Raw genomic sequence first — 25,929 nt, forward strand, 5'->3', positions numbered from 1 at the left:
AGTGAAAGTTGTTAGAGATTAATCATTTAAATGCGATACCCAGCGCTTCTTTAATAGTTTCTACACCAACAACTTCAATGCCGGACGGAATATCCCATCCGCCCATGTTCGATGCCGGGATGATGACTCGATCAAATCCAAGCTTAGCTGCTTCTGTCACACGTTGTTCTATTCTAGATACCCTTCTTACCTCACCTGTTAACCCCACTTCTCCAACAAAACAATCCCTTGCTCCTACAGCTGTATCTTTATAACTGGAGACGATGCTAAGCAATACAGCCAAGTCGATTGCCGGCTCATCCAATTTCACGCCACCGGCCACTTTAATATACGCATCTTGTGTCTGCAATAGCATTCCTGCACGTTTTTCCAGTACAGCCATTAGGAGCGACACACGATTTTGCTCCAATCCCGTTGCCATTCGCTTCGGATAATTAAAACTAGAAGCCGTCATTAACGCCTGTATTTCTACTAGAATAGGCCGCGTACCTTCCATAGACGCTACAATAGTGGAACCTGCTCCGCCTTGTGAACGTTCACGTAAAAATAATTCCGAGGGGTTCAACACTTCTTTTAATCCAGACTGCAACATCTCGAATATCGCGATCTCATTTGTTGAACCAAAACGGTTTTTCACACTGCGTAGAATCCGATAGGTATGGTGTCGTTCCCCTTCAAAATACAATACCGTATCTACCATATGTTCAAGCAGCCGTGGCCCGGCAATTTGACCTTCCTTGGTTACATGACCGACGATGAATATAGCGATGTTTTGTGTTTTTGCTATTCTCATCAGTTCTGCTGTACACTCACGTACTTGGGAGACGCTCCCCGGTGCTGAGGTAACTTCAGGATGATGTACCGTCTGGATGGAGTCGACAATTACAAACTTCGGCTGCACTTCATCCACTGTTTCATGAATCATGCTAAGATCTGTCTCTGCGTAAATATAAAGTTCGTCTGATTTTACGCCTAATCTTTCTGCTCGCAGTTTCGTCTGACGAATAGACTCTTCACCTGAAATGTAAAGCACACGCTGCTGTTGGTTCGCTAACAAAGAAGATACTTGGAGCAACAACGTAGATTTACCGATCCCCGGATCTCCTCCGATTAAAATTAGAGACCCCGGAACAATTCCCCCGCCTAACACACGGTTTAGTTCTTCCAGTTCTGTTTTCACACGCGGTTCTTCCACCGTTTCCACTTTACTAATAGGCAATGCTTTCTGTTTTACCTTATCACCATGCTGAAAAGCGCCACGCGGTCCTTTTTGAACAATCTCTACTTCTTCATCCATCGTATTCCATTCTCCGCAACCCGGACAGCGTCCCATCCATTTAGCGGACTCATATCCGCATGAACGACACATAAATTTCGATTTACGCTTTGCCATATACAAACTCCTTATTGGAAAGACGAAAAGGACAGCTCGCTGCGCTTTTTAAATTTCTAAGCGAGCGAGCTATCCTCATCATCATTCAATTAATTTTCTACTGGTTGTGTTTGCTTTTCCGTCTTTACTACAAACTTCTCATCTTCTACGTCAATTATTACTTTTTCACCCATTAAGACTTTACCTTCGAGCAACTCTTCAGATAAACGGTCCTCAACATGCTTTTGCAATGCACGACGTAGTGGACGCGCTCCATATTCCGGATCGTACCCCTCATCAGTAATTTTGTCCATTGCTGCCTCGGTTAATACTAACTCGATGTCTTGTTCCGCCAAGCGCTTAGAAAGTTCATTCGCCATTAAGCTAACGATCTGACGTAAGTGCTCTTTTTCAAGTGAATGGAACACAATCATGTCATCCACACGGTTTAGGAATTCAGGTCTAAACGCTTTCTTTAATTCAGCAAGCATTTTTTCCTTCATATCTTCATAGCCTGAGTCTCCGTCACCGATATTGAATCCTACGTAGCGATTCTTCTTCAACTCTGTCGCACCGACGTTAGATGTCATAATAATAACCGTGTTACGGAAATCCACCGTGCGTCCTTTTGAGTCAGTTAAGCGTCCATCCTCTAATACTTGCAACAGAATATTGAAAACATCGGGATGCGCTTTTTCAATTTCATCTAGTAAGACGACTGAATATGGCTTACGACGAACTTTTTCAGTCAGTTGACCGCCTTCTTCATAACCTACGTATCCTGGAGGCGATCCTACTAAACGGGATGTCGCATGCTTTTCCATATACTCGGACATATCGATACGAATCATCGCATCTTCATCACCGAACATTACTTCTGCCAATGCACGGCCTAACTCAGTTTTACCTACGCCTGTTGGACCAAGGAAGATAAATGAACCAATCGGTCGTTTAGGGTCTTTTAATCCCGCTCGTGCACGGCGAATTGCTTTCGAAATCGCAAGAACCGCTTCATTCTGACCAATTACTCGTTCGTGAAGAATTTCTTCCATATTGAGCAGTTTGGCAGACTCGGTTTCAGCAATTTTATCAACTGGGACTCCTGTCCACATCGCTACAACGGACGCGATATCATTAACTGTCACTTCAGATTCAGTCTTACCTTGCTTCTCTTTCCACGCGGCTTTCGTAGTTTCCAACTCTTCTTTCATCTTCTGTTCTTTGTCACGGTAAGAAGCCGCTTTTTCAAACTCTTGGCTTTGAACTGCTGCATTCTTTTCTGAACGAATCGCTTCTAACTTCACCTCAAGCTCTTTCAAGTTAGGCGGTGTGGTATAAGAACGAAGTCGAACTTTCGAACCTGCTTCATCTATCAAATCAATCGCCTTGTCCGGTAGGAAACGGTCTGAAATATATCGATCAGACATTTTCGCCGCCGCTTCTACAGCCTCATCTGTAATCTTCACCCGGTGATGCGCTTCATAGCGATCACGCAGTCCTTTAATAATTTGAATCGTTTCTTCTACAGTCGGCTCATCTACTTGAATCGGCTGGAAACGGCGTTCAAGCGCTGCGTCTTTCTCAATATATTTCCGGTATTCATCAAGCGTCGTGGCACCGATACATTGCAGTTCTCCACGGGCAAGTGAAGGTTTTAAAATATTTGATGCATCAATTGCACCTTCTGCTCCTCCCGCACCAATCAACGTATGCAGTTCATCGATGAATAAAATAATGTTACCCGCTTGGCGTATTTCTTCCATCACTTTTTTCATTCGATCCTCAAACTCACCGCGATATTTCGTACCTGCTACAACAGTACCCATGTCGAGAGTCATTACACGTTTATCACGAAGAATTTCAGGCACTTCATTATTGACGACTTGCTGTGCCAAACCTTCAGCAATGGCCGTTTTACCTACACCTGGTTCCCCAATAAGTACCGGGTTATTTTTTGTACGTCGAGCCAACACTTCAATTACGCGCATAATTTCTTTACTGCGTCCGATGACTGGATCCAGCGTCCCTTCACGTGCAATTTCAGTTAAGTCTCTAGCTAAACTGTCTAGAGTCGGCGTAGCAGCTGAAGTAGAATTCGCCGCACTGCTAATTGAACTTTCATCATTGCCAAGTAATTGAAGCACTTGCTGGCGAGCTTTGTTCAAGCTGACACCTGCATTGTTCAGCACACGTGCAGCCACACCTTCACCTTCGCGAATCAGGGCTAATAAAATATGTTCTGTACCAATATAAGAGTGACCCAATTTACGTGATTCATCGACTGAAAGCTCTATCACACGTTTTGCGCGTGGCGTATAATGAACGATCGGGCCTACATCTTTCGAACCTACGCCTACAAGAATTTCTACTTCCCGTTCGATAGTATCTGCATTCACATTAATCGCTTCTAAAGCTTTTGCCGCAATGCCGCCACCTTCACGGATTAAACCGAGTAAAATATGCTCCGTGCCGATAGATTCATGCTTTAAGCGGATTGCCTCTTCTTGAGCGAGCTGTAAAACCTTTTGTGCACGTTGTGTAAATCGATTGAACATCATATCCATTCCCCTCTTTCCTTCATCAGTAGATATATTCTATGGTATGCCAATGGAAGCACCCTTGCTTTACTCCGCATTACTATACATATTCAACTTGTTGCGTAAAAAACCATTTACCTAACATTGACTTTGACTATCTTTGATTAATTATAAAACTAATTAGGCCAACTTGCAAAATGTTTGCTTATTATTTTTCCGGAGTGTCGTTTTCCACTTCCGCCTTCTCCATGAGTAGCCGATCCCGAAATAACTGGGCGCGAAGAATATCACGCTGATCCGATGTTAATTCTGTACCCTCATATCGTTGAAGAAAACCTGGCTGCATAAAAATCATGAGCTCATTTAAAATGGTCATATTAATATTTTTAATGATACCTAAATCAATACCCAAACGGACGTCAGACAAACATTTAGCCGCTTCTGCTGAAGGTAGTATTCTGGCATGTGTAATCGTCCCGAGAGATCGGTATAAGCGATTCTCTAGATGTACTTCGGATTTCGCAAGAAGCAATTCGCGTGATTTCTTTTCATGCGCGATCAAACGCTTCGCGATACTCTCCAAATCCTTCAAAATCTCTTGTTCTGACTTACCAAGTGTAATTTGATTGGACACTTGATAAATATTGCCGAGTGCTTCACTACCTTCACCGTAACTTCCGCGTACTACCATGCCTAAACGCGAAATGGCCGGAATGATCCGTTCGATTTGTTTAGTAATAGTGAGCGCAGGCAAATGCATCATGACAGAAGCTCTCATTCCCGTCCCTGTATTCGAAGGACAGCTAGTCAAATAGCCAAATGTTTCATCGAATGCATACTCTAGGTTTTGTTCTAATTCGCTATCCACTTTATCCGCTTGTTCATAGGCAGTATCGATTTGAAAGCCCGGATAAATACATTGAATGCGAATATGATCTTCTTCATTCACCATAATACTGATCGTTTCGTCTTCTGATAACAGAACGGATCCATACCTTTTCATATCAATTAACTGTGGACTAACTAAATGCTTTTCCACTAAAATTTGGCGTTCCAGAGAGGATAATTCTGCCATCGTGCTTCCTTCAAAATGAAGTTCTTCCATCATAGCTACTGCCTGATCCACTGCTTCGTTGACAAGTTTAGCTTGTTCTTCAGAAGCACATATAGGAAATAGATGGTCTCGCAAATTGCGTGCCAGACGGATTCTCGTAGAGAGAACGATGTCTGAATGTTCGCCTTCCGCAACCATCCAGCCAGTCAATTCTCGTTTGATGAATTTTTCAAATGACATCTTGATCATCACCTCCATCAGCCAATTGCTGTTTGACTTGATTGGCCTCATCACGCAATGTTGCTGCTTCTTCAAAGCGTTCAGCATCCACTGCTTCACGCATTTTCACACGTATGTCTTCCAATTTCTTTTTTAAAGCAAAGCGTTCATTGAGAGAGACTGGAATTTTCCCATTGTGACTCGTATTGCCATTATGCAATTTGGCAAATACACGGGGTAATTGTTCTCTGAATGTGTCATAACAAGTTGCACATCCAAACTTTCCGATGTCTAAAAAACGATGAAATGTCAAACTACAATTCGGGCATTCCCGTCCAACTATTACCTCGTTAGGCTTCTGTTCCGATAGTAAATCAGAACCACCAAGCCAATGCGTTAAAAACTGCTGAATAGATAACGGCTCTTGATCAGGACTAAAAGAAAATGTCTGAGAATAAAACGCGCATTTATCACACAAATGCTTCTCTGTTACACCATTCATGGTCTCTTGTTTAAAGACTACAGTTGCAGGTCGTTCTTTGCAGTTTTCACAAAGCATCTGTATCCACCTCATTCCACTTCTTCATATAATAGCGTAACTAACATGGCGCGAAGTATACGCGAACGTAATGCATCCCGTTCAGGTAACATATAACGCAGTGTAGTACGACCCACTGCAGCTAACATCAGTTTTGCTTCTCGCTCAGAAATAATTTCTTCTTCGGTCAAACGGTAAATTACATCTTCCGCCATTGTGGAGGAAGCTTCTGCCTCTAAAATGTCCAATGCTTGTTCCAGCAAATCTTTACGCGAATTCGACTGCACACGATAAATTCGTATATAGCCCCCTCCGCCACGTTTTGATTCAACTGCATAACCTCTTTCGACCGTGAAGCGCGTTTTGATTACATAGTTGATTTGCGAAGGTACACATTGAAATCTTTCGGCAATCTCATTGCGCTTGATTTCAATAGAAGCATTCTCTTCCTTTTCGATAATGGACTTCAAATACCCTTCTATAATGTCAGAAATATTCCGCATCTCGTCACCTCATTTCTGCTCACTTCTCAGTTGACTTTGACTATCTTTGACTTGATTGTATCGCAGAATTTAGGTCGGATGCAATTCTTTTGATCGGAAATCCGCACAATTTCTCTTCAACCATATCCTCATAGGCTGTCACAATTCATAACCATTTATTCACAGTTCTTTGTCTTTTTAAATGGATGAAAACACAAGTAAACCTAAATCATATATGAAGGAGAATTGCACGATCCTTCATGAATGATTTAGGTTTTGTTTCAACTTTTTTTTAGATTACTCAAAAGGAATACTTTCTGTTCATAAGTAATGCATCTATTAACTTTCATATAAACAGTCATATAATGCGGCTTTACGTAGTCACCGGTTCTTTTTTTAAGGGCTCCAGATCTACTTCAAATCCCATATCTTCTAACATCTTTCGGTCTTGATCGTGTTCTTGACCCGCAGTCGTTAAATAGTCACCGATAAAGATTGAGTTCGCAGCATAAAGACCAAGCGGCTGTAGGCTACGAAGATTTACTTCGCGTCCACCCGAGATTCGGATCTCTTTTGTCGGATTGATGTAACGGAATAAGCAAAGAACTTTTAAGCAGTAACGCGGATCCAGTTCAGATGTTCCTTCTAACGGCGTACCATCTACCGCATGAAGGAAGTTGACCGGAATAGAGTCTGCATCTAAAACACGTAAACTATGGGCCATTGAGATGACATCTTCCTTCGTCTCACGCATCCCGACAATTACGCCCGAACAAGGAGAGATTCCCGCTTCTTTTGCATGTCCTACTGTATTCACTCGATCATCATAAGTATGTGAAGTCGTAATACTCTCATGATGCTCTGCTGAAGTGTTGAGATTATGGTTGTATCGATCAACACCTGCTTCTTTCAGACGGACAGCTTGCTCCGGCTTCAAGATACCGAGGCATGCACAGACTGTCATTCCTTGATGTTTTTCTTTAATTTGTTTCACAGAATCAATGACGATTTCAAGTTCACTGTCGCGCGGTCCGCGGCCACTGGCTACGATACAATACGTACCTGCTTTATTGGCAGCTGCACGCTCTGCGCCTGCTAAGATCTCTTCTGACTTCATCATGGCATACTTTTCGACAGGTGCTTTTGAGATGATGGACTGTGCACAATAGCCACAGTTTTCGGGACATAATCCCGATTTCGTATTAATGATCATATTTAACTTCACTTTATTTCCATAGTAATGGGAACGAATAGAATACGTGGCATGAAGTAATAATAGTAAATCTTCATCAGGACTAGTTAAAATAGATAATGCTTCGGAATCCGTGAGAATATGTCCTTGCAAAACACGATCGGCCAATTGTTGATAAGTAGTCAAAATGTACACCTCACTTTCAAATGTTTCGAGATTCTATGTGCAAATACCCCGGCTAGTACTGCTAATACAATGTCTTTAGGTAACGGTGGAATCATCCAAAGCCAAGCGACCTTATATGTAAAAGCATCAGGTGCCGCAGCCCAAAATTTATAGGCAAAATACATCCAATTTGTACCTAGTAAATAGTTAACTGTTGTCGCCAGTAGTGCGGCGCCAATAAATGCGGTGACTGTCCGTTGATGTTCCACGATTTTCCCCGCTATATACGCAATCAGTATAAACGTAACGATGAAACCGAATGTCGGACTTAAAATTTGTCCGAAACCTCCTTGAAACTTAGCAAACACGGGTGCCCCGGCAAGGCCGATCAACATATAGATCGTCATCGAAAGTGCTCCCAATCGACTTCCTAGTAATAATCCCGACAAAATAGCAAAAAATGTTTGTAGTGTAATAGGTACACCGCCTACGACTAAAAACGGCACAAACGAAGTAATATTCGCCCCAATCATCATTAATGCTGCGAACATTCCACTGTATACAATAGTTAATGCGCTAAATCTGCTTTTAGTATGCTTTTCTGTTGCTGTCGTCACTATGTCACCTCTATCTTTTTAGTTACTACAAAAATAATATATGTTAACTCATAATGTGTCAACTTATATTTAACTATAGTTAACATAAATTTAAGTGATAGAAAAAATGTGCGACTTTGATTGCCCGAATACAGTGGAGTTAGATGGAGTGAGGCTGACTGGGAGTGTCTTACGGCTTGCGCTTCCAGACGATACGCCTTCCGGAGGGGACGCGGTGGACCTCGCAAAAGTGCGTTGCGAGTTACACCTGTCGTCCTGATCCTCCCGGAGTCGATCGTCTTCCAGCGCAAGCCGTACTTTGTGTAGGCAAGACAGTTAAATACCTCTTTGTAGGTAGTGAAAACCAAGTAGACTTGTTTAATATGATGTGATCGCTCTTGAAGTTAGATAGCGGTGAAGTGTTGTTAGCTACTATAACTGTTTCGACGAACTGAGTGAAAAAAGAAATGCCTCTATATGCATTCACTCAGGCAATCCAAAGCTTCACCCACACTGTTCAGGAAGGGGAACATATCATACTTAATTTCTGGACGAACACTAACTGGCTTCCCGACACAAATTCAAGGATTCTCCCGGAAGAACCGGCGACTCCTGGAGGATCAGGACGACAGGCGTAATCGCCAATGCACTTCTGGCGAGTCCGCCGCGTCCCCTCAGGAAAGCGTCCGGTTCTGGAGGGAGAATCCTAGCACGCACACTACTTTTCCGCACTGCACAGAAGAAGTCACTTACCCCACTCCAACTTCTAAACAAACACCACCTCTACAATTTCTTGTCAAAAGCATCTCATTTCCAAAAGATCATTCCTTTCTTTAGAAACAATAGGCTTGAAATTAACAAAAGAACTGTAACCGACTCTACCTTAGAGTGTGGTTACAGTTCGAAACGGCATAACTTTACTTCTTTTCATCAATTTTTTCTTCTTTTTCTTTCCTGAATAAAACAAAAGCAATGACACCACTAAATATAGCAGCAGCAAATGTAATATAAACACGCGAATCATAAGGAACTTCTTCATAACTAGTACCTAACATAATCCAAGCAATCGTACCGACTAAAAAAGCAATCGGAACCGAGTATTTAAAAAATTGCATAATCGCTCACCTTTTCAAGTTATTCTTTTAATTTTATCACATCTTGCCCATTTTCTCTATGCACTCACGCCTCTTTACTAACTTCACTAAACGTTCACTTGACGATTACCGACAAACTCGCTATGATATGAATTAGAATTATCGAAATAATTTAATAAGAAACATATCTTATCAAGAGAAGCCGAGGGACTGGCCCGTCGACGCTTCAGCAACCAGCCATAGTAGGCAAGGTGCTACTTCCAGCGGTATGTCCTTAGGGCAGACTGAAAGATGAGAGGGAACTAGTCGTTTAGATTACAAAGCCTTCTTTTTCTTGAAGGCTTTTTTTGATTATCAAAAAGTAGTAGATACCGCTCAAACCGCTAGTAGCTTCACAGTCTGTCAGATTAAGTGAAAGCGTATGTGGATGCAGCTGGATTATAAAAGATAAAGGGGAGACTGGATCATGTCATTGCTAGAGAAACTTCAAACAAATGTCCTCACAGCGGATGGGGCAATGGGAACGATTTTGTATTCATACGGAATTGATTATTGCTACGAGGAACTAAATATAGAGAAACCTGAAATTGTCGAAAAAATTCACCAAGATTACATTACTGCGGGGGCAGATGTAATTCAAACGAATACGTATAGTGCGAATGCGGTGAAATTGGCTCGTTACGGATTGGAAAGCCGCGTTACAGAGTTCAATAAAGCTGCTATTCAAATTGCAAAACGTGCTGCAGCACCTGGGGGACAATTTGTACTGGGCACAATCGGCGGTTTGCGTGGCATTAGAAAAAGCGATGCTTCATTAGACGAAATCCAGAAAGTCGTGCTGGAACAAGCTAATGCATTACTTTCAGGTGATCCAGATGGCTTACTATTAGAGACGTATTATGACTTTGAGGAACTTTCGTCTGTCGTTACTACATTGCGTCAGATTACAGACGTTCCATTAATCGCTCAAGTTTCCATGCATGATCCAGGTGTCCTGCAAAATGGTCTTTCATTAAATGATGCACTGCACCAGTTAGAATCACTCGGCGCAAATATCGTAGGAGTGAATTGCCGCCTAGGGCCTTACCATACAATACAGGCATTCGAAAACGTCACATTGCCGAATAAAGCATTCTTATCGGCTTTCCCTAACGCAAGCTTGCTAGACGTTGAAGACGGCCGAATCGTCTACGAATCAGAAGCCGAGTACTTCGGACGTGCTGCAGTGTTACTACGTGATCAGGGTGTTCGTTTAATCGGCGGATGCTGTGGCACAACGCCTAAGCATATTAAAGCAGCAAAAACACGCTTGGAAGGATTGGCTCCTGTCACTGAAAAAGTGGTAGCACCTGCAAAACCAATAATTATTCAAGAAGCCGGTCCAGTTAAACATCAGCCGCTTCATGAAAAAGCGAAAACAGAACGCACTGTTATCGTAGAGCTCGATACACCACGCCATTTAGAGACTGAAGATTACATTAAAGGCGCCAACCTTTTATATGACGCAGGTGTTGATGCTGTCACAATGGCAGATAACTCATTAGCTTCTCCACGTATTAGCAATATGGCGATGGGTTCGATCATTAAAATGCAGCATAATATTCGACCACTCGTTCACTTAACTTGCCGTGACCACAATTTGATTGGCCTACAGTCACACTTAATGGGACTTGACGCATTAGGTATCCATGACATTTTGGCAGTTACCGGTGATCCGACAAAAGTAGGCGACTTCCCAGGAGCTACAAGTGTCTATGATGTCTCCAGTATGGAATTACTGCAGTTGATTAAACAATTGAACGAAGGAATTTCATTCTCCGGTAAGCCTTTGCGTAAAAAAGCGAACTTCTCTGTTTCTGCCGCATTCAATCCGAACGTGCGTGTTATTGAGCGGGCGGTGCAGCGGTTAGAGAAGAAAATCGAAGCCGGTGCAGATTATTTCATTACCCAGCCTGTCTATACGAAAGAAAAGATTATTGACGTGTATGAAGCTACGAAACATTTAGATACTCCTATCTTCATCGGGATTATGCCTTTGACGAATATTCGCAATGCTGAATTTTTACATCATGAAGTTCCGGGGATTAAGTTATCCGAGGAAGTATTGGAAAGAATGCGTGAGTGCGGAGATGATCGAGAGCAATCTACCGCGACAGGTATTGAAATTGCGAAAGAGTTAATCGAGACGGCTGCAAAGTATTTCAACGGCATCTACTTGATTACACCATTCTTGCGCTACGATATGACACTTGAATTGTATGAGTACATTAAAGAGTTAGATGAAAAGAAGGAGAGGGAATTGACACATGCAGAGACATCCTATTGAAGAGCAACTAGATAAAAGAATCCTTATCATTGATGGCGCGATGGGGACAATGCTGCAAGCAGAAGACCTCTCTACAGAAGATTTCGGCGGCGAAGAATACGACGGTTGTAATGAGTACTTAAGCGTATTACGACCTGATATTTTAGAGAAAATTCATGATGAATACTTGGAGGCTGGCGCAGATATTATTTGTACTAACACATTTGGTGGAACTCCACTCGTTCTAAATGAATTTTCCCTCGGTCATCGTGCAGATGAAATCAACACAAAGTCTGTTGAAATCGCGAAGAAAAGTGCGAATAAGTATTCAACCCCTGAATGGCCGCGTTTCGTCGCTGGCGCTATCGGACCGACTACTAAAACACTTTCCGTTACTGGCGGTATTACATTTGATGAATTATCCAATGACTTTTACGTCCAGGCAAAAGCACTTGTAGCTGCAGGTTGTGACTTACTGTTGATGGAAACCAGTCAAGACATGTTAAACGTCAAAGCAGGTACGATCGGTATAAAGAAAGCTTTTGAGGAGCTTGGACGCGAAGTGCCTATTATGATTTCGGGTACCATTGAACCAATGGGGACAACACTCGCGGGTCAAAGTATTGAAGCATTTTACATCTCTATTGAACACGTCACTCCCCTGTCAGTAGGCTTGAACTGTGCCACGGGTCCTGAATTTATGACTGACCACTTGCGTTCATTATCAGACTTGGCGACTAGCTATGTTACATGCTATCCAAATGCCGGATTACCTGACGAGGAAGGTCATTATCATGAGTCCCCTGAGTCTCTATCAAAGAAACTTGAAGGCTTTGCAGATAAAGGGTGGCTTAATATGGTAGGTGGATGTTGCGGAACGACACCTGATCATATCCGTGCTATTCGCGAAGCGGTTAAAGATAAGGCGCCCCGCAAAATGCCGGAAGAATCTCACGGTCATGCGATTTCGGGAATCGAGCCTTTGCTTTATGACGATACATTACGTCCTCTATTAATCGGAGAACGTACAAACGTTATCGGATCACGTAAATTTAAACAACTGATCGTTGACGAGAAGTTTGAAGAAGCGTCTGAAATTGCCCGTGCCCAAGTAAAGCGCGGTGCACACGTATTGGATATTTGTTTAGCTAACCCAGACCGTGATGAGTTGTATGATATGACACGTTTCATGAAAGAAGTTGTGAAAAAGGTGAAAGTTCCTTTAGTCATTGACTCTACAGATGAAAATGTCATTGCAGAAGCATTGAAGTTTTCTCAAGGGAAAGCCATTATTAACTCTATTAACTTAGAAGATGGCGAAGAACGTTTTGACGCTGTATTGCCCCTCGTCAAAAAGTATGGCGCAGCTGTTGTTGTAGGTACAATCGACGAAATAGGAATGGCTGTGACAAGAGAACGTAAACTGGAAATCGCGCTACGCTCCTATGACTTACTCGTCAATAAATGGGGAATTGCACCAGAAGATATTATTTTCGATCCACTTGTTTTCCCTGTCGGAACAGGCGATGAGCAGTATATCGGTTCCGCTGTCGAAACAATTGAAGGCATTCGATTAATCAAGGAAGCTTTACCTCGTACATTAACAACTCTCGGTGTTAGTAACGTGTCATTCGGTTTGCCTCCAGTGGGCCGTGAAGTATTAAATGCCGTCTATTTGTATCACTGTACACAAGCAGGGTTGGATTACGCGATTGTGAATACGGAAAAACTCGAACGTTTTGCCTCTATTCCTGAGAAAGAAATCAAGTTGGCGAATGATCTATTATTTACAACAACGGATGAAACACTAGCAAACTTCGCAGACTTTTACCGAGACAAGAAAAAAGAAAAGACGGAAGACGATATTCCAAAAACAGTACCTGAACGATTAGCGTACTACGTTGTAGAAGGTACGAAAGAAGGTCTGATTACTGATTTAGAAGCAGCTATGAACACATACGATACACCGCTTGATATTATTAATGGACCTTTAATGAATGGAATGGCTGAAGTTGGTCGTCTATTCAACGACAATCAATTAATTGTTGCGGAAGTTCTGCAAAGTGCTGAAGTAATGAAGGCTTCCGTTTCATATCTTGAACAGTTTATGGATAAGAAAGAGGACGACAGTGGAAAAGGTAAAATCATTTTAGCTACTGTAAAAGGTGACGTTCACGATATCGGTAAAAACTTAGTAGATATTATTTTAAGTAATAATGGATTTAAAGTAATCGATATCGGGATTAAAGTGACACCTGCCGCTTTAATCGATGTCATTCGTAAAGAAAAGCCAGACATTGTCGGTTTATCGGGCTTACTCGTAAAATCCGCACAACAAATGGTTATTACCGCACAAGACTTTAAAGCAGCGGGCATCAACTTACCCGTAATGGTCGGAGGAGCTGCTTTGACTAGACGATTCACAGAAACAAAAATTGCACCTGAATATGACGGCCCGGTTATTTTTGCGAAAGATGCTATGCAAGGATTAGATTTAGCAAACAGACTGCAGAGCGAAGGCAAAGAGGCTCTTCTTGATGAATTGCAAGAGAGCCTCGAAAAGCGCGAAACGAACGATGCAATCAAAGCGAGCCGTGGCGCTACAAAGGTAGCCGTTGCTCCCCGTCCGGTAAAAACCGTTCGTACCGATGTCCCTGTGTTCGTTCCAACTGACTTACGCCGACGTGTCGTCAAAGATTATTCAGTCGCCCACTTACACCCTTATGTAAACATGCGCACATTAATCGGTCATCACCTTGGTCTACGCGGCAATGTGGATAGCATGTTAGCAAAAAAAGAAGAACGGGCGGTGCAACTTCACGAAATGGTTACGGAGTTCTTAAAATCTGATAAACTGACGGCTTCCGGGATTTATCAATTCTTCCCTGCCCAGGCAGATGGAGACGATGTCATTATCTATGATCCCGAAGATTCAAAAACAGAAATCGAGCGTTTCACATTCCCACGCCAAGCAAAAGAACCATTCCTTTGCCTAGCGGACTATTTAAAAACAGTCGACAGCGGGGAAATGGATTACGTAGCATTCATGCAAGTAACTGCCGGAAAAGGCGTGCGTCAATACGCGAACGAACTTAAAGAACAAGGAAAATTCTTAGAAAGCCACGCATTTCAAGCGACGGCTTTGGAATTGGCTGAAGGATTCGCAGAACGAATTCACCAAGAAATCCGGGACCAATGGGGATTCCCCGACCCAACAGAGTTTACTATGCGCGAACGTTTCGCAGCAAAATACCAAGGCCAACGCTTCTCATTCGGCTACCCGGCGTGTCCGAACCTAGAAGACCAAGCCAAACTCTTCGGCCTCATCAAACCCGAAGACCATGGCGTCGTCCTAACCGAAGAATTCATGATGGAACCAGAAGCATCCGTCTCCGCCATCGTCTTCGCACACCCAGACGCCAGGTACTTCAACGTAGAATAACTAAAGCGAAAGACGCCGCTTAGCCTCGACAGGCGTTGGAGGGCAAGCTATAAAGGCGCTCTTTGCCTTTCTAGCTTGACCGAAACGACCCGAGAGGCTGGCGTCTGTAGCTGGATGTCAACTAAAGCGGAAACGGCTGCACAGAGGCGACAGGCAGATGGCGAAGATGCGACGTGGCGCTCTTTGCCACATAGCAGCTTTGGCTTCTGACCCGAGACTCTAGCCGTTGTAGCTGGATGTCAACTAAAGAGAAAGACGCCGCTTAGCCTCGACAGGCGTTGGAGGGCAAGCTATAAAGGCGCTCTTTGCCTTTCTAGCTTGACCGAAACGACCATAAAAAAACCGCAGTCTCACTTTCGAGACTGCGGTTTCTTTCTACTTAAATTAGCGACCGCATCTTCTACGACGACCGCAACCTCCGCCACCCCACATTCCACCTTGTCCTGGTCCAAATCCTGGTCCCATTCCCGGTCCGAATCCCGGTCCTTGTGGTCCTCTACCTGGCATGATAGTTGAACCCATAACGTTTTCCGTCGTCTCTGTATAATAGTGCTGCGGTACTCCTACTATATTATGACGATTCACGTTTACGATTGGATGAATATAAGGAATTTCTTGTGTAGTAAAACAATCATTAAAACGGTATTGAGTCGGGCAAACAACTGGCTGCATCGGGAATCCTTGTTGTTGACCGGGCATTCCATGATGTGGGCCCGGCATTCCGTGGTGATGACCTGACATTCCGTGACATTGTCCTTGATTCATCATCTCACCTCCTATACCTTATTACATGCGAGTCCGCTCGCCTCCTACGGGCTAGCGCCAAGAGATATAGAAATTTGGCGATAATAAAAAAGTAATCCTACCAGTTAATACAAGGCGGATTACTTTTTCTTTATAGTTCACAACTTCTAGGTGTTGCTGGTCGTTCAAACCCTTTCATCATTTCAATTAATTCTAGCTTTTTAATAGTATTCTCACATTCATTTAATGCATTTTGTACTGGTGCACCTTCGTCAACCATATCTAGAGAGCGTAAAAAGTCTGAATCTCTCCGTAGCTCCAATTCTGCCGGATCAATGAATGGACGTCCCATACTTTATCACCCTTTCTATCAAATTTTTCACAAGGCTTCCACAGTATCTCACTTCTATTATACCTAACTCTAAAAATAAATCAAATATTCTGACTAATTATAATGAGTGAAGACTGCTAGAACTGGGTATAATAACGTATGACTGATTTTTAAGGAGAGAACATATATGAATAGAAATCGAATTGTATTATTTGACGGTGAATGTAACTTTTGTGATGCAAGTGTACAATTCATCATTAAACGTGATCCTTATCAGCACTTTTCTTTCGCTTCGTTACAAGATGATATCGGAAAAAAGCTCCGTAAAGAATATCATATTCCTGACGATGTAGATAGTCTAGTGTTAATCGAAAATGGCAAGGCTTATACGAAATCCGGTGCTGCGCTACGAATTGCGAAGAAGCTAGACGGACTTTGGCACTTAGCTTTTCTTTTTATTATTGTCCCCCCTAGTCTACGCAATCGCGTATATGATTACGTTGCCAAAAATCGTTATAAATGGTTCGGTAAGAAGGAGCTTTCTTGTATGTTGCCTACACCAGAAGAGCGGAAACGTTTTATCGCTTAATAAGCAACGACTTAAAAATGGCTTGTCTGCTACTTCATGTTCGTTTGTTAGATGGAGCAAGGATGACTTGAAGTGTCTTGCGGCTTTCGCTTCCAGACGATACGCTTTCCGGAGGGGGCGCGGTGGACCTCGCAAAAGTGCACAGCGAGTTACACCTGTCGCCCTGATCCTCTCGGAGTCGATCGTCTTACAGCTTCAGCCGTACTTTGTGTGTGCAAGACAGGTTGATCACTCTTTGTAGGGGGTGAAAACCAAGTGGACTTGTCTAATACCATGCGACCGCTTTTAAAGTTAGATAGCAGTGAAGTATTATCAGCTACTATGACTGCTTCGATGAACTGGATGGAAAAAGAAATGACTCTATATGCATTCAGTCAGGTAATCCAAAGCTTCACCCACACTGTTCAGGAAGCGGAACATACCATACTTAATTTCTGGACGAACACAAACTGACTTACGGACACAACCTCAAGGATTCTCCCGGAAGAACCGGCGACTCCTGGAGGATCAGCACGACAGGCGTAATCGCCAACGCACTTCTGGCGAGTCCGCCGCGTGCCCTCAGGAAAGCGTCCGGTTCTGTAGGGAGAATCCTCACACGTATACTATTTTTCTGCACCACCAAAGGAGAAGTCACTTAGCTCACTCCAACTTCTGGACGAACACGAACTGAATTCCCAACACAAATTCAAGGATTCTCCCGGAAGAACCGGCGACTCCTGGAGGATCAGCGATAGCCGTTGCGAAGTACGGCTTTTGCGAGTGAAGCGTAGCGAGGAGGAGCACATTTTGGCATTTGACAGGCGTAATCGCCAACGCACTTTTGGCGAGTCCGCCGCGTGCCCTCAGGAAAGCGTCCAGTTCTGTAGGGAGAATCCTCACACGTACACTCATTTTACATTCCCAAAAGAAAGAGCCATCACAGAAAATCAGATATCCCTGACTTTCCGGACAGCTCCGTTGTTTTATAGACTTAACTGTTTGTATTCTTCATCTGAAAACGCGCGGGACCGGGTCAAGAAGCGTTTACCTTCGACGCCTTCGAGTGAAAACATTCCCCCCCGGCCATCTACTACATCAATGATCAATTGCGTATGTTTCCAATACTCGTACTGGCTTTTCATCATATAGAAAGGAACATCGCCAATATAGCCTAGCAAAACGTCTTGGTCACCGATGAGTAGATCGCCTTCTTCATAACACATAGGAGAAGACCCGTCACAACAACCGCCTGATTGATGAAACATTAAAGGACCATGCTTTTCTTTCAGCAATTCAATTAGAGCTAGCGCTTCGTCCGTTGCCGTTACGCGATCTGGCATGGTGGATTCCTCCATTTCACTGCGGATCCTTTAAAAAGATTCGATTAAAAGAATCCTTGCTTGCTTTCATTATAGCTCACTAACATATTTTTTGTTTGCTGGTAATGCGCCAACATCTGTAAGTGATTCTCTCTTCCGATACCGGATGCTTTATAGCCACCGAATGCAGAGTGTGCAGGATATGCATGATAACAGTTTGTCCACACACGACCTGCTTGAATACCGCGTCCAAAACGATAAGCCGTATTCATATCACGTGTCCAAACACCAGAGCCCAATCCATAAAGTGTGTCGTTTGCGATTTCCAACGCTTCTTCTTTGTCTTTAAATGTTGTTACCGCTACGACAGGCCCAAAAATCTCTTCCTGGAAAATACGCATTTTATTATTTCCTTTAAATACAGTCGGCTTGACGTAATAACCGTCCTTTAAATCACCATCGAGCATATTTTGTTCCCCGCCTACCAGACATTCCGCACCTTCTTGCTTACCGATGTCTAAATAAGAAAGGATCTTTTCCAATTGCTCTGTAGATGCTTGGGCGCCCATCATAACTGTTGGATCTAGCGGGTTGCCTGTTTTGATCGCTTTTACGCGTTCCAGTGCACGTTCCATAAATTTATCGTAAATCGATTCTTGAATTAATGCACGCGATGGACATGTACATACTTCCCCTTGGTTTAAAGCAAACATCACAAATCCTTCAATGGCTTTATCCAAAAATGCGTCGTCTTCCGCCATAACATCTTCAAAGAAAATATTCGGAGATTTCCCGCCAAGTTCTAATGTCACAGGAATTAAATTTTGTGATGCGTATTGCATAATCATGCGCCCTGTTGTCGTTTCTCCCGTAAAGGCAATTTTACTAATACGCGGATTGGATGCTAGTGGCTTTCCAGCTTCTAGACCAAAGCCGTTGACAACATTAAGCACGCCCGCCGGAAGCAGATCTTCAATTAACTCCACCAATACTAGAATAGAAGCTGGAGTCTGTTCTGCCGGTTTCAATACCACACAGTTTCCTGCTGCGAGCGCCGGTGCGAGTTTCCAAACTGCCATTAGTATAGGGAAGTTCCAAGGAATGATTTGACCGACTACCCCTAACGGTTCGTGGAAATGATAGGCTACCGTATCGTTATCCAGTTGGCTGACGCCGCCTTCTTGCGCACGGATAGCGGAAGCAAAATAGCGGAAGTGATCAATCGCCAGTGGCAAGTCTGCATTCAATGTTTCACGAACTGCTTTACCATTTTCCCACGTTTCGGCAATCGCAAGCATTTCCAAGTTTTCCTCTAAACGATCTGCAATTTTCAATAGAATATTCGATCGTTCTGTTACAGATGTCTTGCCCCATGCATCTTTTGCTGCGTGTGCTGCGTCAAGAGCGAGTTCGATATCCTCTGCTGTAGAACGTGCCACTTGGGTGAATACTTTTCCTGTCACAGGTGTTGGGTTATCAAAATATTGACCATTCACAGGCGCTGTCCATTTGCCACCGATGAAATTTTCGTAGCGTTCTTTAAAATGAACCTTTGCACCTTCTGTATTCGGATTCGCATACACCTGATGTTCTGAAGTTTGTACCATACTGCGTCACACTCCCTATTCTCTCATTTTAGCTTGTATTTCAGTGCCCTCGTATTGCACACAACGCTATCGTATGAATATCCCATTAGCTATATGCAAAATGAATGCGCTTACAAGAATTATCTATCATTCTAGCGGAACTTACAAATTCTTTCAACTAATTATCATCCGATTTTTTAAAGCCATTATAAAATACAGCTTTTTTGGGAATGCTAATGGAAATTACTTTTAGTTAGAAGGGGTTGCATTGAAAAATTCAAATTCCATTAGTGTGCTACACGTTATCTTTTTATCGATGACAGTTATAGGGTTGAAAAATCATGTGACAATCATACCTTCACTTTTACAAGATGCAGGTAGGGATGGGTGGATGTCCGTCTTACTCGCTACTACCGTAATTCTACCATGGTTATTCCTCGTTCTTTATATTCATAAGCGATCGCAGCGAATTCATTTGGGAGATTGGCTAACTTCCGTCATCGGCAAGGTACCTTCTGCGATTGTTCGTTATACAACTAGTGCTTTTTTGCTTATTTTAGCTGTCTTTACGATGACTGAAACACTCGAATGGATTAATGCCACGTTTTTATCTAAAACACCCATTATTTTATTGCTGGTAGTTTACAGTCTTCTATGCATTTTGGTGGTAACGACAAATTTACAAACGATCGTAATAATGAATGCTTTGGTGTTATTCTGGGTCGTTATTTTGGGTTTCTTTGTGGCATTCACTAATTTGCAAGTAAAAGACTATTTCTTATTAATGCCCTTTTTAGAACATGGTGTGTTACCTGTTGCCAAGTCTGCTATCTATCCTGGCTCCGGTTTTGTGGAGATTATGCTCTTTCTCTTTATTCAACATCAAGTAAAGGATCCGTTTCGCTGGCGGCACTTCGCTGTCATGCTTTTTATTTTAGTCGGACTAACAATAGGACCGCTTATTGGCGCCATTACAGAGTTCGGTCCTAATGAAGCCTCACAACAACGGTACCCCGCCTACGAGGAATGGGGTCTCGTAGCGATTGGTCGGTATTTTGAACATCTAGACTTCTTTTCTATTTATCAATGGCTAACTGGTGGATTCATACGTATCAGCTTGTTGTTGTACATAGCGATAGATTTATTGAAAATAACCGGTAACCGAAAATGCATTTGGCAATTTATTGCCCCGCCCTTCTTGTTTTTAAGCTTATCTTTGCTGTTATTAAGTGACCATCTGTTTCTAAAAATTAAAGGGGACTATCTATTAATCATCACTTTTTTCTTCCTGTTTACACTTACTTTATTCTTTGGACTCGTTGCTTTTGTTTCCAGTAGATCTTCTAAAAAGAAAAGGTGAAATACTATGCAATCGACAGAAAAGCCGATCACGCTGGATACATTAAAATATTTATTCCACAAATCAGCGGATATTCGATTTCAAAATTATACTTTCTATTCACAATCTGTTGTTTTCATCACTTGTGAAGCAATGATTGACTCTCAGCTACTAAACGAAGTGATTGTTCCACGCGTCCGGCTCGTATGCAATTACGCAACGAATGGAGTTCTTGAAGAAGCTGTCGACTCCTATTTGCACATACCTAGTTTGAGTCAACCGAAAACTCGAACGGAACTGATCACGCTATTATATACCGGAAATATCCTGCTGTATTTTGAAGATACGGATATGCTGTTTGCCAGCGATATTTCCAAAAAGCCTAATCGTTCACCTGAAGAAACACGCTTGGAAATCCCTGTCAAAGGACCTCGCGACAACTTTATCGAGGATGTTGCTATTAATATTGCGCTCATTCGAAAACGGTTGCCCACTCATTCTTTATGTGTAGAAAAATTCGAATTAGGAAAACGCTCAAAGACTACCGTAGCCCTTCTTTACTTTGACGATATCGCAAGCAAAGAAACACTGTTGAAAATCAGACAAAACTTGCAGTCAATTGATGTCGATATTGTATTTAGTGGAGAATTACTCATGGAAAATATGGGCGGCAGTACTAAACTGTTTCCAACTTCTGATACTACCGGCAGACCGGATAACGCTATTCAATCATTGGCTAGAGGAAGATTCGTCATTATGATGGATGGCGTCGCTTATGCGATCGTCATACCTGTAAACTTATTTTTATTATTGAAATCGCCTGAGGATAATGAAAATACCGTATTCTTTAGTTCTTTTCAGCGACTTTTACGTACTGTCAGCTTATTTGCCGGGCTTCTTCTTCCTTCATTTTGGCTGGCACTTACTACATTTCACCAAAATCAAATACCTATACAGTTACTATCCACTGTCGTACAGGCGAATATTGGTCTTCCATTTCCTTCTGTTTTTGAAATGTTGCTGATGCTCGGTTTATTTGAATTATTTCGAGAAGCCGGTTTACGTCTACCTTCTGTTATTGGAAGTACAATCGGGGTTGTTGGAGGTATTATTATTGGAGATGCAGCTATTCGCGCTGGTTTAACCAGTCCTGCCATGATCGTAATTATTGCGACTTCTACAATCGCTTCTTACACATTGGTCAATCAGTCAGTCGTCACATCAATCAGTATTTTACGAGTTTTCTCCATTATTTTAACCGGCGTTATGGGGTTGTTCGGTTTTTATTTGTCATTCTTTTTCGTCCTGTTATACCTAGCTCATATTAGAACATTTGGCGTACCTTATTTAAATATTACTGCTGATTTGACTTGGAATACTCTGACTAAAACGATTTTTCGTCTACCTGCTACAGCTTATAAAAAACGTCCTTCTATGTTGAACCCTGAAGATCAGACGCGCAGAAAAGAGGAACATCGATGAGTAAATCGATAGTTTGCATTATTCTATTACCGATCGCTCTATTAGCCGGATGCTGGGACTCCAATGAGCCTGAGCGAATGCTTTACATTAACGGAATGGGGATCGACTATAAAGATGGAAAAGTTGAAGTCTATGCCCAAATAATTGACTTTTCTAATACCGCCAAGTCAGAACAACCTTCTTCTGACCAGCCACAAGTTGAGATTGGGTACGCTTCCGGAGAAACAATGGATGGTGCCATTACTGAGTTATATCACTCTGTAGATCAAAAAATATTTTGGGGTCATTTCTCATACTTAGTCTTCTCGGAAGAAGCATTAAAAAGTGTACAGTTAAGCCCTGTGATCGATAGCTTTATCCGCTACAGAGAAACTCGCTACCAAATTTGGGTTTATACTACACGTGATGCTTTGCAAGATGTTTTGTTAGTGAGACCTGTCATTAATAAATCCGTTACACTTTCCAAACTCAGTGATCCTGAGAACTCATTCGAACAAGAATCATTTATTTATCCTACGAATATTCGTAAACTTCTCATCGGTCTGGATGAGCCAGGACATCAAGCCGCACTTCCCCTCATTTCAGTAAAAGAAAACTGGGAATCTATAGATGAACCGATAAAAGCACCTGTCTTGTCAGGACTTGGAGTCATCTCACGTAATGGCTTAAAAGGATTTATCGCTGGTGATAACGCACGCGGATTGCAATGGATGACAAATGAAACAAAACGAGGTGAACTTAATCTCTCAATAGAAACAGCGGGTCAACTGGGTGTCATCATTGAAGATGTAAAAGTGAAAATCACACCCGTCGTTACGAACGGTATTACGTTCAATGTCACGGTGAAACTACAAGCAACTTTAAGTACAATCGAAGGTAAAGCCTCTATAAAACAAATTAAACAAAATATCGAGAAGGAAGTACATGATCAAATTATGGATACTTACTATGACGCTATAGAAAAAGATATCGATATTTATAGATTTTCCGAGCAACTATACCGCAAAGAACTGCAGACATGGAAAAAGTATCAAAAAGATGGAGCCCTCGACTTAACAGAGGATTCATTTGGCAAGTTAACTGTTCAAGTTACCAAGCTAACATCTGATCGAAAATCATATAAAGAGACCATTAAAAGATAATCTAAAAAGAAGTGAACGATCCTTAGCATTTATAAAGCCAAATCATGCATATGTCTTCATGCATGATTTGGCTTTATTTGAACATATTAATTACATGTCATATAGCGCCAATAGTTGTCTCCCGGCACACCTGACAAGTACGCTAACCCTTCACTTTCAGCCCGGTGCACTGTTCGCCATTCCTCTTCGTCAAGTGCTAAATAAATCTCATGATGAGGCGAAATATTATGATAGCCGACTAAATTTATGTTTCGTTCTTTATCTATTTGTCCAGTGACTTCATAGTGAATAGGTGGCGAAGTCGTCAACGGGTTGGCTACGTCATGTAAAATCGCAAAATGAATATCTGACTTTTTCTCATTTAATCGTTCGATGACAATATCATCTACCGAAGCATGGTCATGGTCTTTATAACGTTTTACATAATTCAAACCGATTGTAGGTCCAGTCGCTTTCGTATACGTAAGCGTGCTTTCGTTTTCCGTAAATTTACCTTGCATATCGACTCGCGTACGAAAACTCTTTCCTTCTGGATCAAACGTGCGGTCGTCCCCTGTGAAGTAGGCATACGGTGACAACAGATTAGGATTTTTTAATATATCTTCCTGGAGAAATGTTGTATAGCGGAATTTCCATTCTTTCACACTCGTCGCTCGCTTACGGTCTGCAACGGGTCGCAATAACTCATCACGTCGATTGACGCGTATAGTAAAAGTATAAATCTCCTCAGTCGGCTTACTATCAGAACTAGTAGGAACTACAGCGTCAAATATAGTGGCCGCAATCGATTTACTAACATTCATTTGCTGATTGCTGTCAATTAACGGGCGGCTAGCAGATACGCTGTATGTGACAGACTCGGAAACAGATGTTTCCCGATCTATGAAGCGGTTATCTTCTACTGTTTGTACAAATTTTCCGTTACGGTAAATATCAAACGCCTCTACTCCTTTAATCCGTTCCCATGATAGCGCGATTTGAGAAGAAGCAGCAATTGTTGTAATGACTAAGCGCTGTAATGGATGCTCATCTTCCCTCACTTCCGTTAAAGCGGATGTCTGAATAACGATCACGTCTTTTACTTGACCTTCCTCTACACGTTCAACGGTGTATGTAAAAGGATGTTCGGTATCAAGTGTATCGTCAGTAAATTTAGCAACAGTACCTTCATAGACTTGCTGCTCATTTCGGTACACTCGATAAATCCCTCCGCTGTCCGTCCAAGTAAAAGATAGTTCATCCAATGTATGGCTCATTTTTTGAATCTCAAATAAATTTTCCATTTCTATCTACTCCTTTTTGGCTATTTCAATTCATACAACGAATTTTTTCCCACGCTCTATGCAACATATGACATATCGTTACGCTCTCATTCGTATGTGCAAACACTCATTTTCCTATAAACTATTCTTCTCATTCCGGTATCGATTTATCCTTGTAGTCGGATATGTTATACTTAAGCTGTCACATTGATATTCACCACTAGGGGTGCCGGCATTTTGGCTGAGATGTTTTTATACAAACCCTTGGAACCTGATCTAGTAAATGCTAGCGGAGGGAAGTGGGTAGTACGCATACCCAACCGCCCATCCTTGTATGGGCTTTTTGTATATATACCTTTACAGAAGGGAAGAGAAACATGCAACTTATACAACAACTTAGAAATGAACAGCCTCTGATTCATTGTATTACCAATTTCGTTGTGGCGAATTTCCAAGCTAACGGACTATTAGCTATGGGAGTCTCCCCTGTTATGGCGGATGCAATTGAAGAGGCAGAAGATATAGCGAAAGTATCAGCTTGCAGTGTCTTAAACATTGGCACGTTGAAGCAACAAACAGTAGATGCAATGATTTTAGCTGGAAATAGTGCTCGTGTAGCGGGGAAACCTGTCGTCTTGGATCCCGTTGGTGCAGGCGCTACGCCATTTCGCAAATCAAGCGTTCTACGTGTGTTAACAGAAGTGGACGTAACCGTAATTCGCTGTAACGCTGGTGAACTGGCTGCTATAGCTGATATCCCTTGGAACGCTAAAGGTGTGGATGCTGGAAAAGGAAACGCAAATGTAGAAGAAATCGCTAAGGTAATGGCTCGTGAACATGCATGTCTCGTAGCAGTATCAGGTGAAGTAGATATCGTCACGGACGGACATACTACCCTAACTATTACAGGAGGGCACCCTATGATGACGAATATTACGGGCACTGGTTGCTTACTCAGTTCTGTCGTAGGTGCATTTTTAACTGCAGGAATGGAACGTCCACTGGAAGCAACAGCAGAAGCATTGTCATTCTATAAACGTGCAGGAGAAGAAACGGCGAAAATCTCAACAGGTCCTGGTGATTTTGCTGTGAATTTTTTAAACACATTACATACGTTAGACCGGGAACCAAAAACGTTCTTAGTATAAGGAATTTGA

General features: G+C 42.3%; 20 protein-coding genes and 2 riboswitches. Of the genes, 7 read left to right on the forward strand and 13 right to left on the reverse strand.

Going from position 1 to position 25,929, the window contains the following annotated elements:
• Positions 1 to 22: 22 nt before the first annotated feature.
• From radA to DV702_RS12370, 8 genes are all read right to left on the reverse strand, one after another.
• Positions 23 to 1,393, reverse strand: a complete 1,371-nt coding sequence (gene radA, locus DV702_RS12335; protein WP_114925015.1) for a DNA repair protein RadA — start codon at positions 1,391 to 1,393, stop codon at positions 23 to 25.
• Between the two features lie 89 nt (positions 1,394 to 1,482).
• The gene (locus tag DV702_RS12340; protein WP_114925932.1) at positions 1,483 to 3,930 is read right to left on the reverse strand and encodes an ATP-dependent Clp protease ATP-binding subunit; all 2,448 of its coding nucleotides are present in this window, start codon (positions 3,928 to 3,930) and stop codon (positions 1,483 to 1,485) included.
• 187 nt (positions 3,931 to 4,117) lie between these two features.
• On the reverse strand, positions 4,118 to 5,203 hold the full coding sequence (locus DV702_RS12345; RefSeq protein WP_114925016.1) for a protein-arginine kinase McsB: 1,086 nt from the start codon (positions 5,201 to 5,203) through the stop codon (positions 4,118 to 4,120).
• Positions 5,193 to 5,756 (reverse strand): UvrB/UvrC motif-containing protein, encoded by a 564-nt coding sequence (locus DV702_RS12350; RefSeq protein WP_114925017.1) that lies wholly within the window; start codon positions 5,754 to 5,756, stop codon positions 5,193 to 5,195. Before DV702_RS12350 ends, DV702_RS12345 begins: the two co-directional genes overlap by 11 nt.
• Complete coding sequence (locus tag DV702_RS12355; RefSeq protein ID WP_114925018.1) at positions 5,753 to 6,223, reverse strand: CtsR family transcriptional regulator; 471 nt, start codon at positions 6,221 to 6,223, stop codon at positions 5,753 to 5,755. Before DV702_RS12355 ends, DV702_RS12350 begins: the two co-directional genes overlap by 4 nt.
• Positions 6,224 to 6,575: 352 nt before the next feature.
• Entirely contained in the window at positions 6,576 to 7,580 is a 1,005-nt protein-coding gene (bioB, locus tag DV702_RS12360; protein ID WP_114925019.1) for a biotin synthase BioB, read from the reverse strand.
• Positions 7,577 to 8,110 carry a biotin transporter BioY gene (locus DV702_RS12365; RefSeq protein ID WP_114925933.1) on the reverse strand — a complete coding sequence of 178 codons (534 nt, stop codon included), beginning with the start codon at positions 8,108 to 8,110 and terminating at the stop codon, positions 7,577 to 7,579. Before DV702_RS12365 ends, bioB begins: the two co-directional genes overlap by 4 nt.
• Positions 8,111 to 9,072: 962 nt before the next feature.
• A complete protein-coding gene (locus tag DV702_RS12370; RefSeq protein WP_114925020.1) occupies positions 9,073 to 9,270 on the reverse strand; it encodes a hypothetical protein in 198 nt (65 codons plus the stop codon).
• Positions 9,271 to 9,435: 165 nt separating this feature from the next.
• A riboswitch (SAM riboswitch) is annotated at positions 9,436 to 9,547 on the forward strand.
• Positions 9,548 to 9,715: 168 nt separating this feature from the next.
• Here DV702_RS12370 and DV702_RS12375 point away from each other — a divergent pair.
• Positions 9,716 to 11,575, forward strand: a complete 1,860-nt coding sequence (locus DV702_RS12375; protein WP_114925021.1) for a bifunctional homocysteine S-methyltransferase/methylenetetrahydrofolate reductase — start codon at positions 9,716 to 9,718, stop codon at positions 11,573 to 11,575.
• Positions 11,556 to 14,996 (forward strand): methionine synthase, encoded by a 3,441-nt coding sequence (metH, locus tag DV702_RS12380; protein WP_114925022.1) that lies wholly within the window; start codon positions 11,556 to 11,558, stop codon positions 14,994 to 14,996. The genes DV702_RS12375 and metH overlap by 20 nt, the downstream gene beginning before the upstream one ends.
• Before the next feature lie 384 nt (positions 14,997 to 15,380).
• On the opposite strand, the gene DV702_RS12385 is transcribed toward metH, so the two are convergent.
• Complete coding sequence (locus tag DV702_RS12385) at positions 15,381 to 15,764, reverse strand: hypothetical protein (RefSeq protein WP_205407179.1); 384 nt, start codon at positions 15,762 to 15,764, stop codon at positions 15,381 to 15,383.
• Between the two features lie 127 nt (positions 15,765 to 15,891).
• Positions 15,892 to 16,092 (reverse strand): hypothetical protein, encoded by a 201-nt coding sequence (locus DV702_RS12390; protein ID WP_114925023.1) that lies wholly within the window; start codon positions 16,090 to 16,092, stop codon positions 15,892 to 15,894.
• 166 nt (positions 16,093 to 16,258) lie between these two features.
• Between DV702_RS12390 and DV702_RS12395 the strand changes: the two genes are divergently transcribed.
• Positions 16,259 to 16,660 carry a thiol-disulfide oxidoreductase DCC family protein gene (locus DV702_RS12395; RefSeq protein ID WP_114925024.1) on the forward strand — a complete coding sequence of 134 codons (402 nt, stop codon included), beginning with the start codon at positions 16,259 to 16,261 and terminating at the stop codon, positions 16,658 to 16,660.
• A 965-nt stretch (positions 16,661 to 17,625) separates the two neighbouring features.
• Here the strand turns inward: DV702_RS12395 and DV702_RS12410 are convergent.
• Positions 17,626 to 17,982, reverse strand: a complete 357-nt coding sequence (locus DV702_RS12410) for a DUF779 domain-containing protein (protein ID WP_114925027.1) — start codon at positions 17,980 to 17,982, stop codon at positions 17,626 to 17,628.
• A gap of 44 nt (positions 17,983 to 18,026) precedes the next feature.
• The gene (gene adh / locus DV702_RS12415) at positions 18,027 to 19,568 is read right to left on the reverse strand and encodes an aldehyde dehydrogenase (RefSeq protein ID WP_114925028.1); all 1,542 of its coding nucleotides are present in this window, start codon (positions 19,566 to 19,568) and stop codon (positions 18,027 to 18,029) included.
• 247 nt (positions 19,569 to 19,815) lie between these two features.
• Between adh and DV702_RS12420 the strand changes: the two genes are divergently transcribed.
• From DV702_RS12420 to DV702_RS12430, 3 genes are read left to right on the forward strand one after another with little or no spacing between them, the layout of a single operon-like run.
• The gene (locus tag DV702_RS12420) at positions 19,816 to 20,907 is read left to right on the forward strand and encodes a GerAB/ArcD/ProY family transporter (RefSeq protein WP_114925029.1); all 1,092 of its coding nucleotides are present in this window, start codon (positions 19,816 to 19,818) and stop codon (positions 20,905 to 20,907) included.
• A gap of 6 nt (positions 20,908 to 20,913) precedes the next feature.
• Complete coding sequence (locus DV702_RS12425) at positions 20,914 to 22,368, forward strand: spore germination protein (RefSeq protein ID WP_114925030.1); 1,455 nt, start codon at positions 20,914 to 20,916, stop codon at positions 22,366 to 22,368.
• A complete protein-coding gene (locus DV702_RS12430) occupies positions 22,365 to 23,510 on the forward strand; it encodes a Ger(x)C family spore germination protein (protein WP_114925031.1) in 1,146 nt (381 codons plus the stop codon). Before DV702_RS12425 ends, DV702_RS12430 begins: the two co-directional genes overlap by 4 nt.
• Before the next feature lie 86 nt (positions 23,511 to 23,596).
• Here the strand turns inward: DV702_RS12430 and DV702_RS12435 are convergent, their stop codons facing one another.
• Complete coding sequence (locus tag DV702_RS12435) at positions 23,597 to 24,793, reverse strand: DUF3238 domain-containing protein (protein ID WP_114925032.1); 1,197 nt, start codon at positions 24,791 to 24,793, stop codon at positions 23,597 to 23,599.
• 191 nt (positions 24,794 to 24,984) lie between these two features.
• Positions 24,985 to 25,087, forward strand: a riboswitch (TPP riboswitch).
• Positions 25,088 to 25,149: 62 nt separating this feature from the next.
• On the opposite strand from DV702_RS12435, the gene thiM reads away from it, so the two are divergent.
• Positions 25,150 to 25,920 (forward strand): hydroxyethylthiazole kinase, encoded by a 771-nt coding sequence (gene thiM, locus DV702_RS12440; RefSeq protein ID WP_114925033.1) that lies wholly within the window; start codon positions 25,150 to 25,152, stop codon positions 25,918 to 25,920.
• The last annotated feature ends 9 nt before the right edge of the window (positions 25,921 to 25,929 follow it).

Origin of the sequence: Sporosarcina sp. PTS2304, assembly GCF_003351785.1 — a bacterium.
GTDB lineage: Bacteria > Bacillota > Bacilli > Bacillales_A > Planococcaceae > Sporosarcina.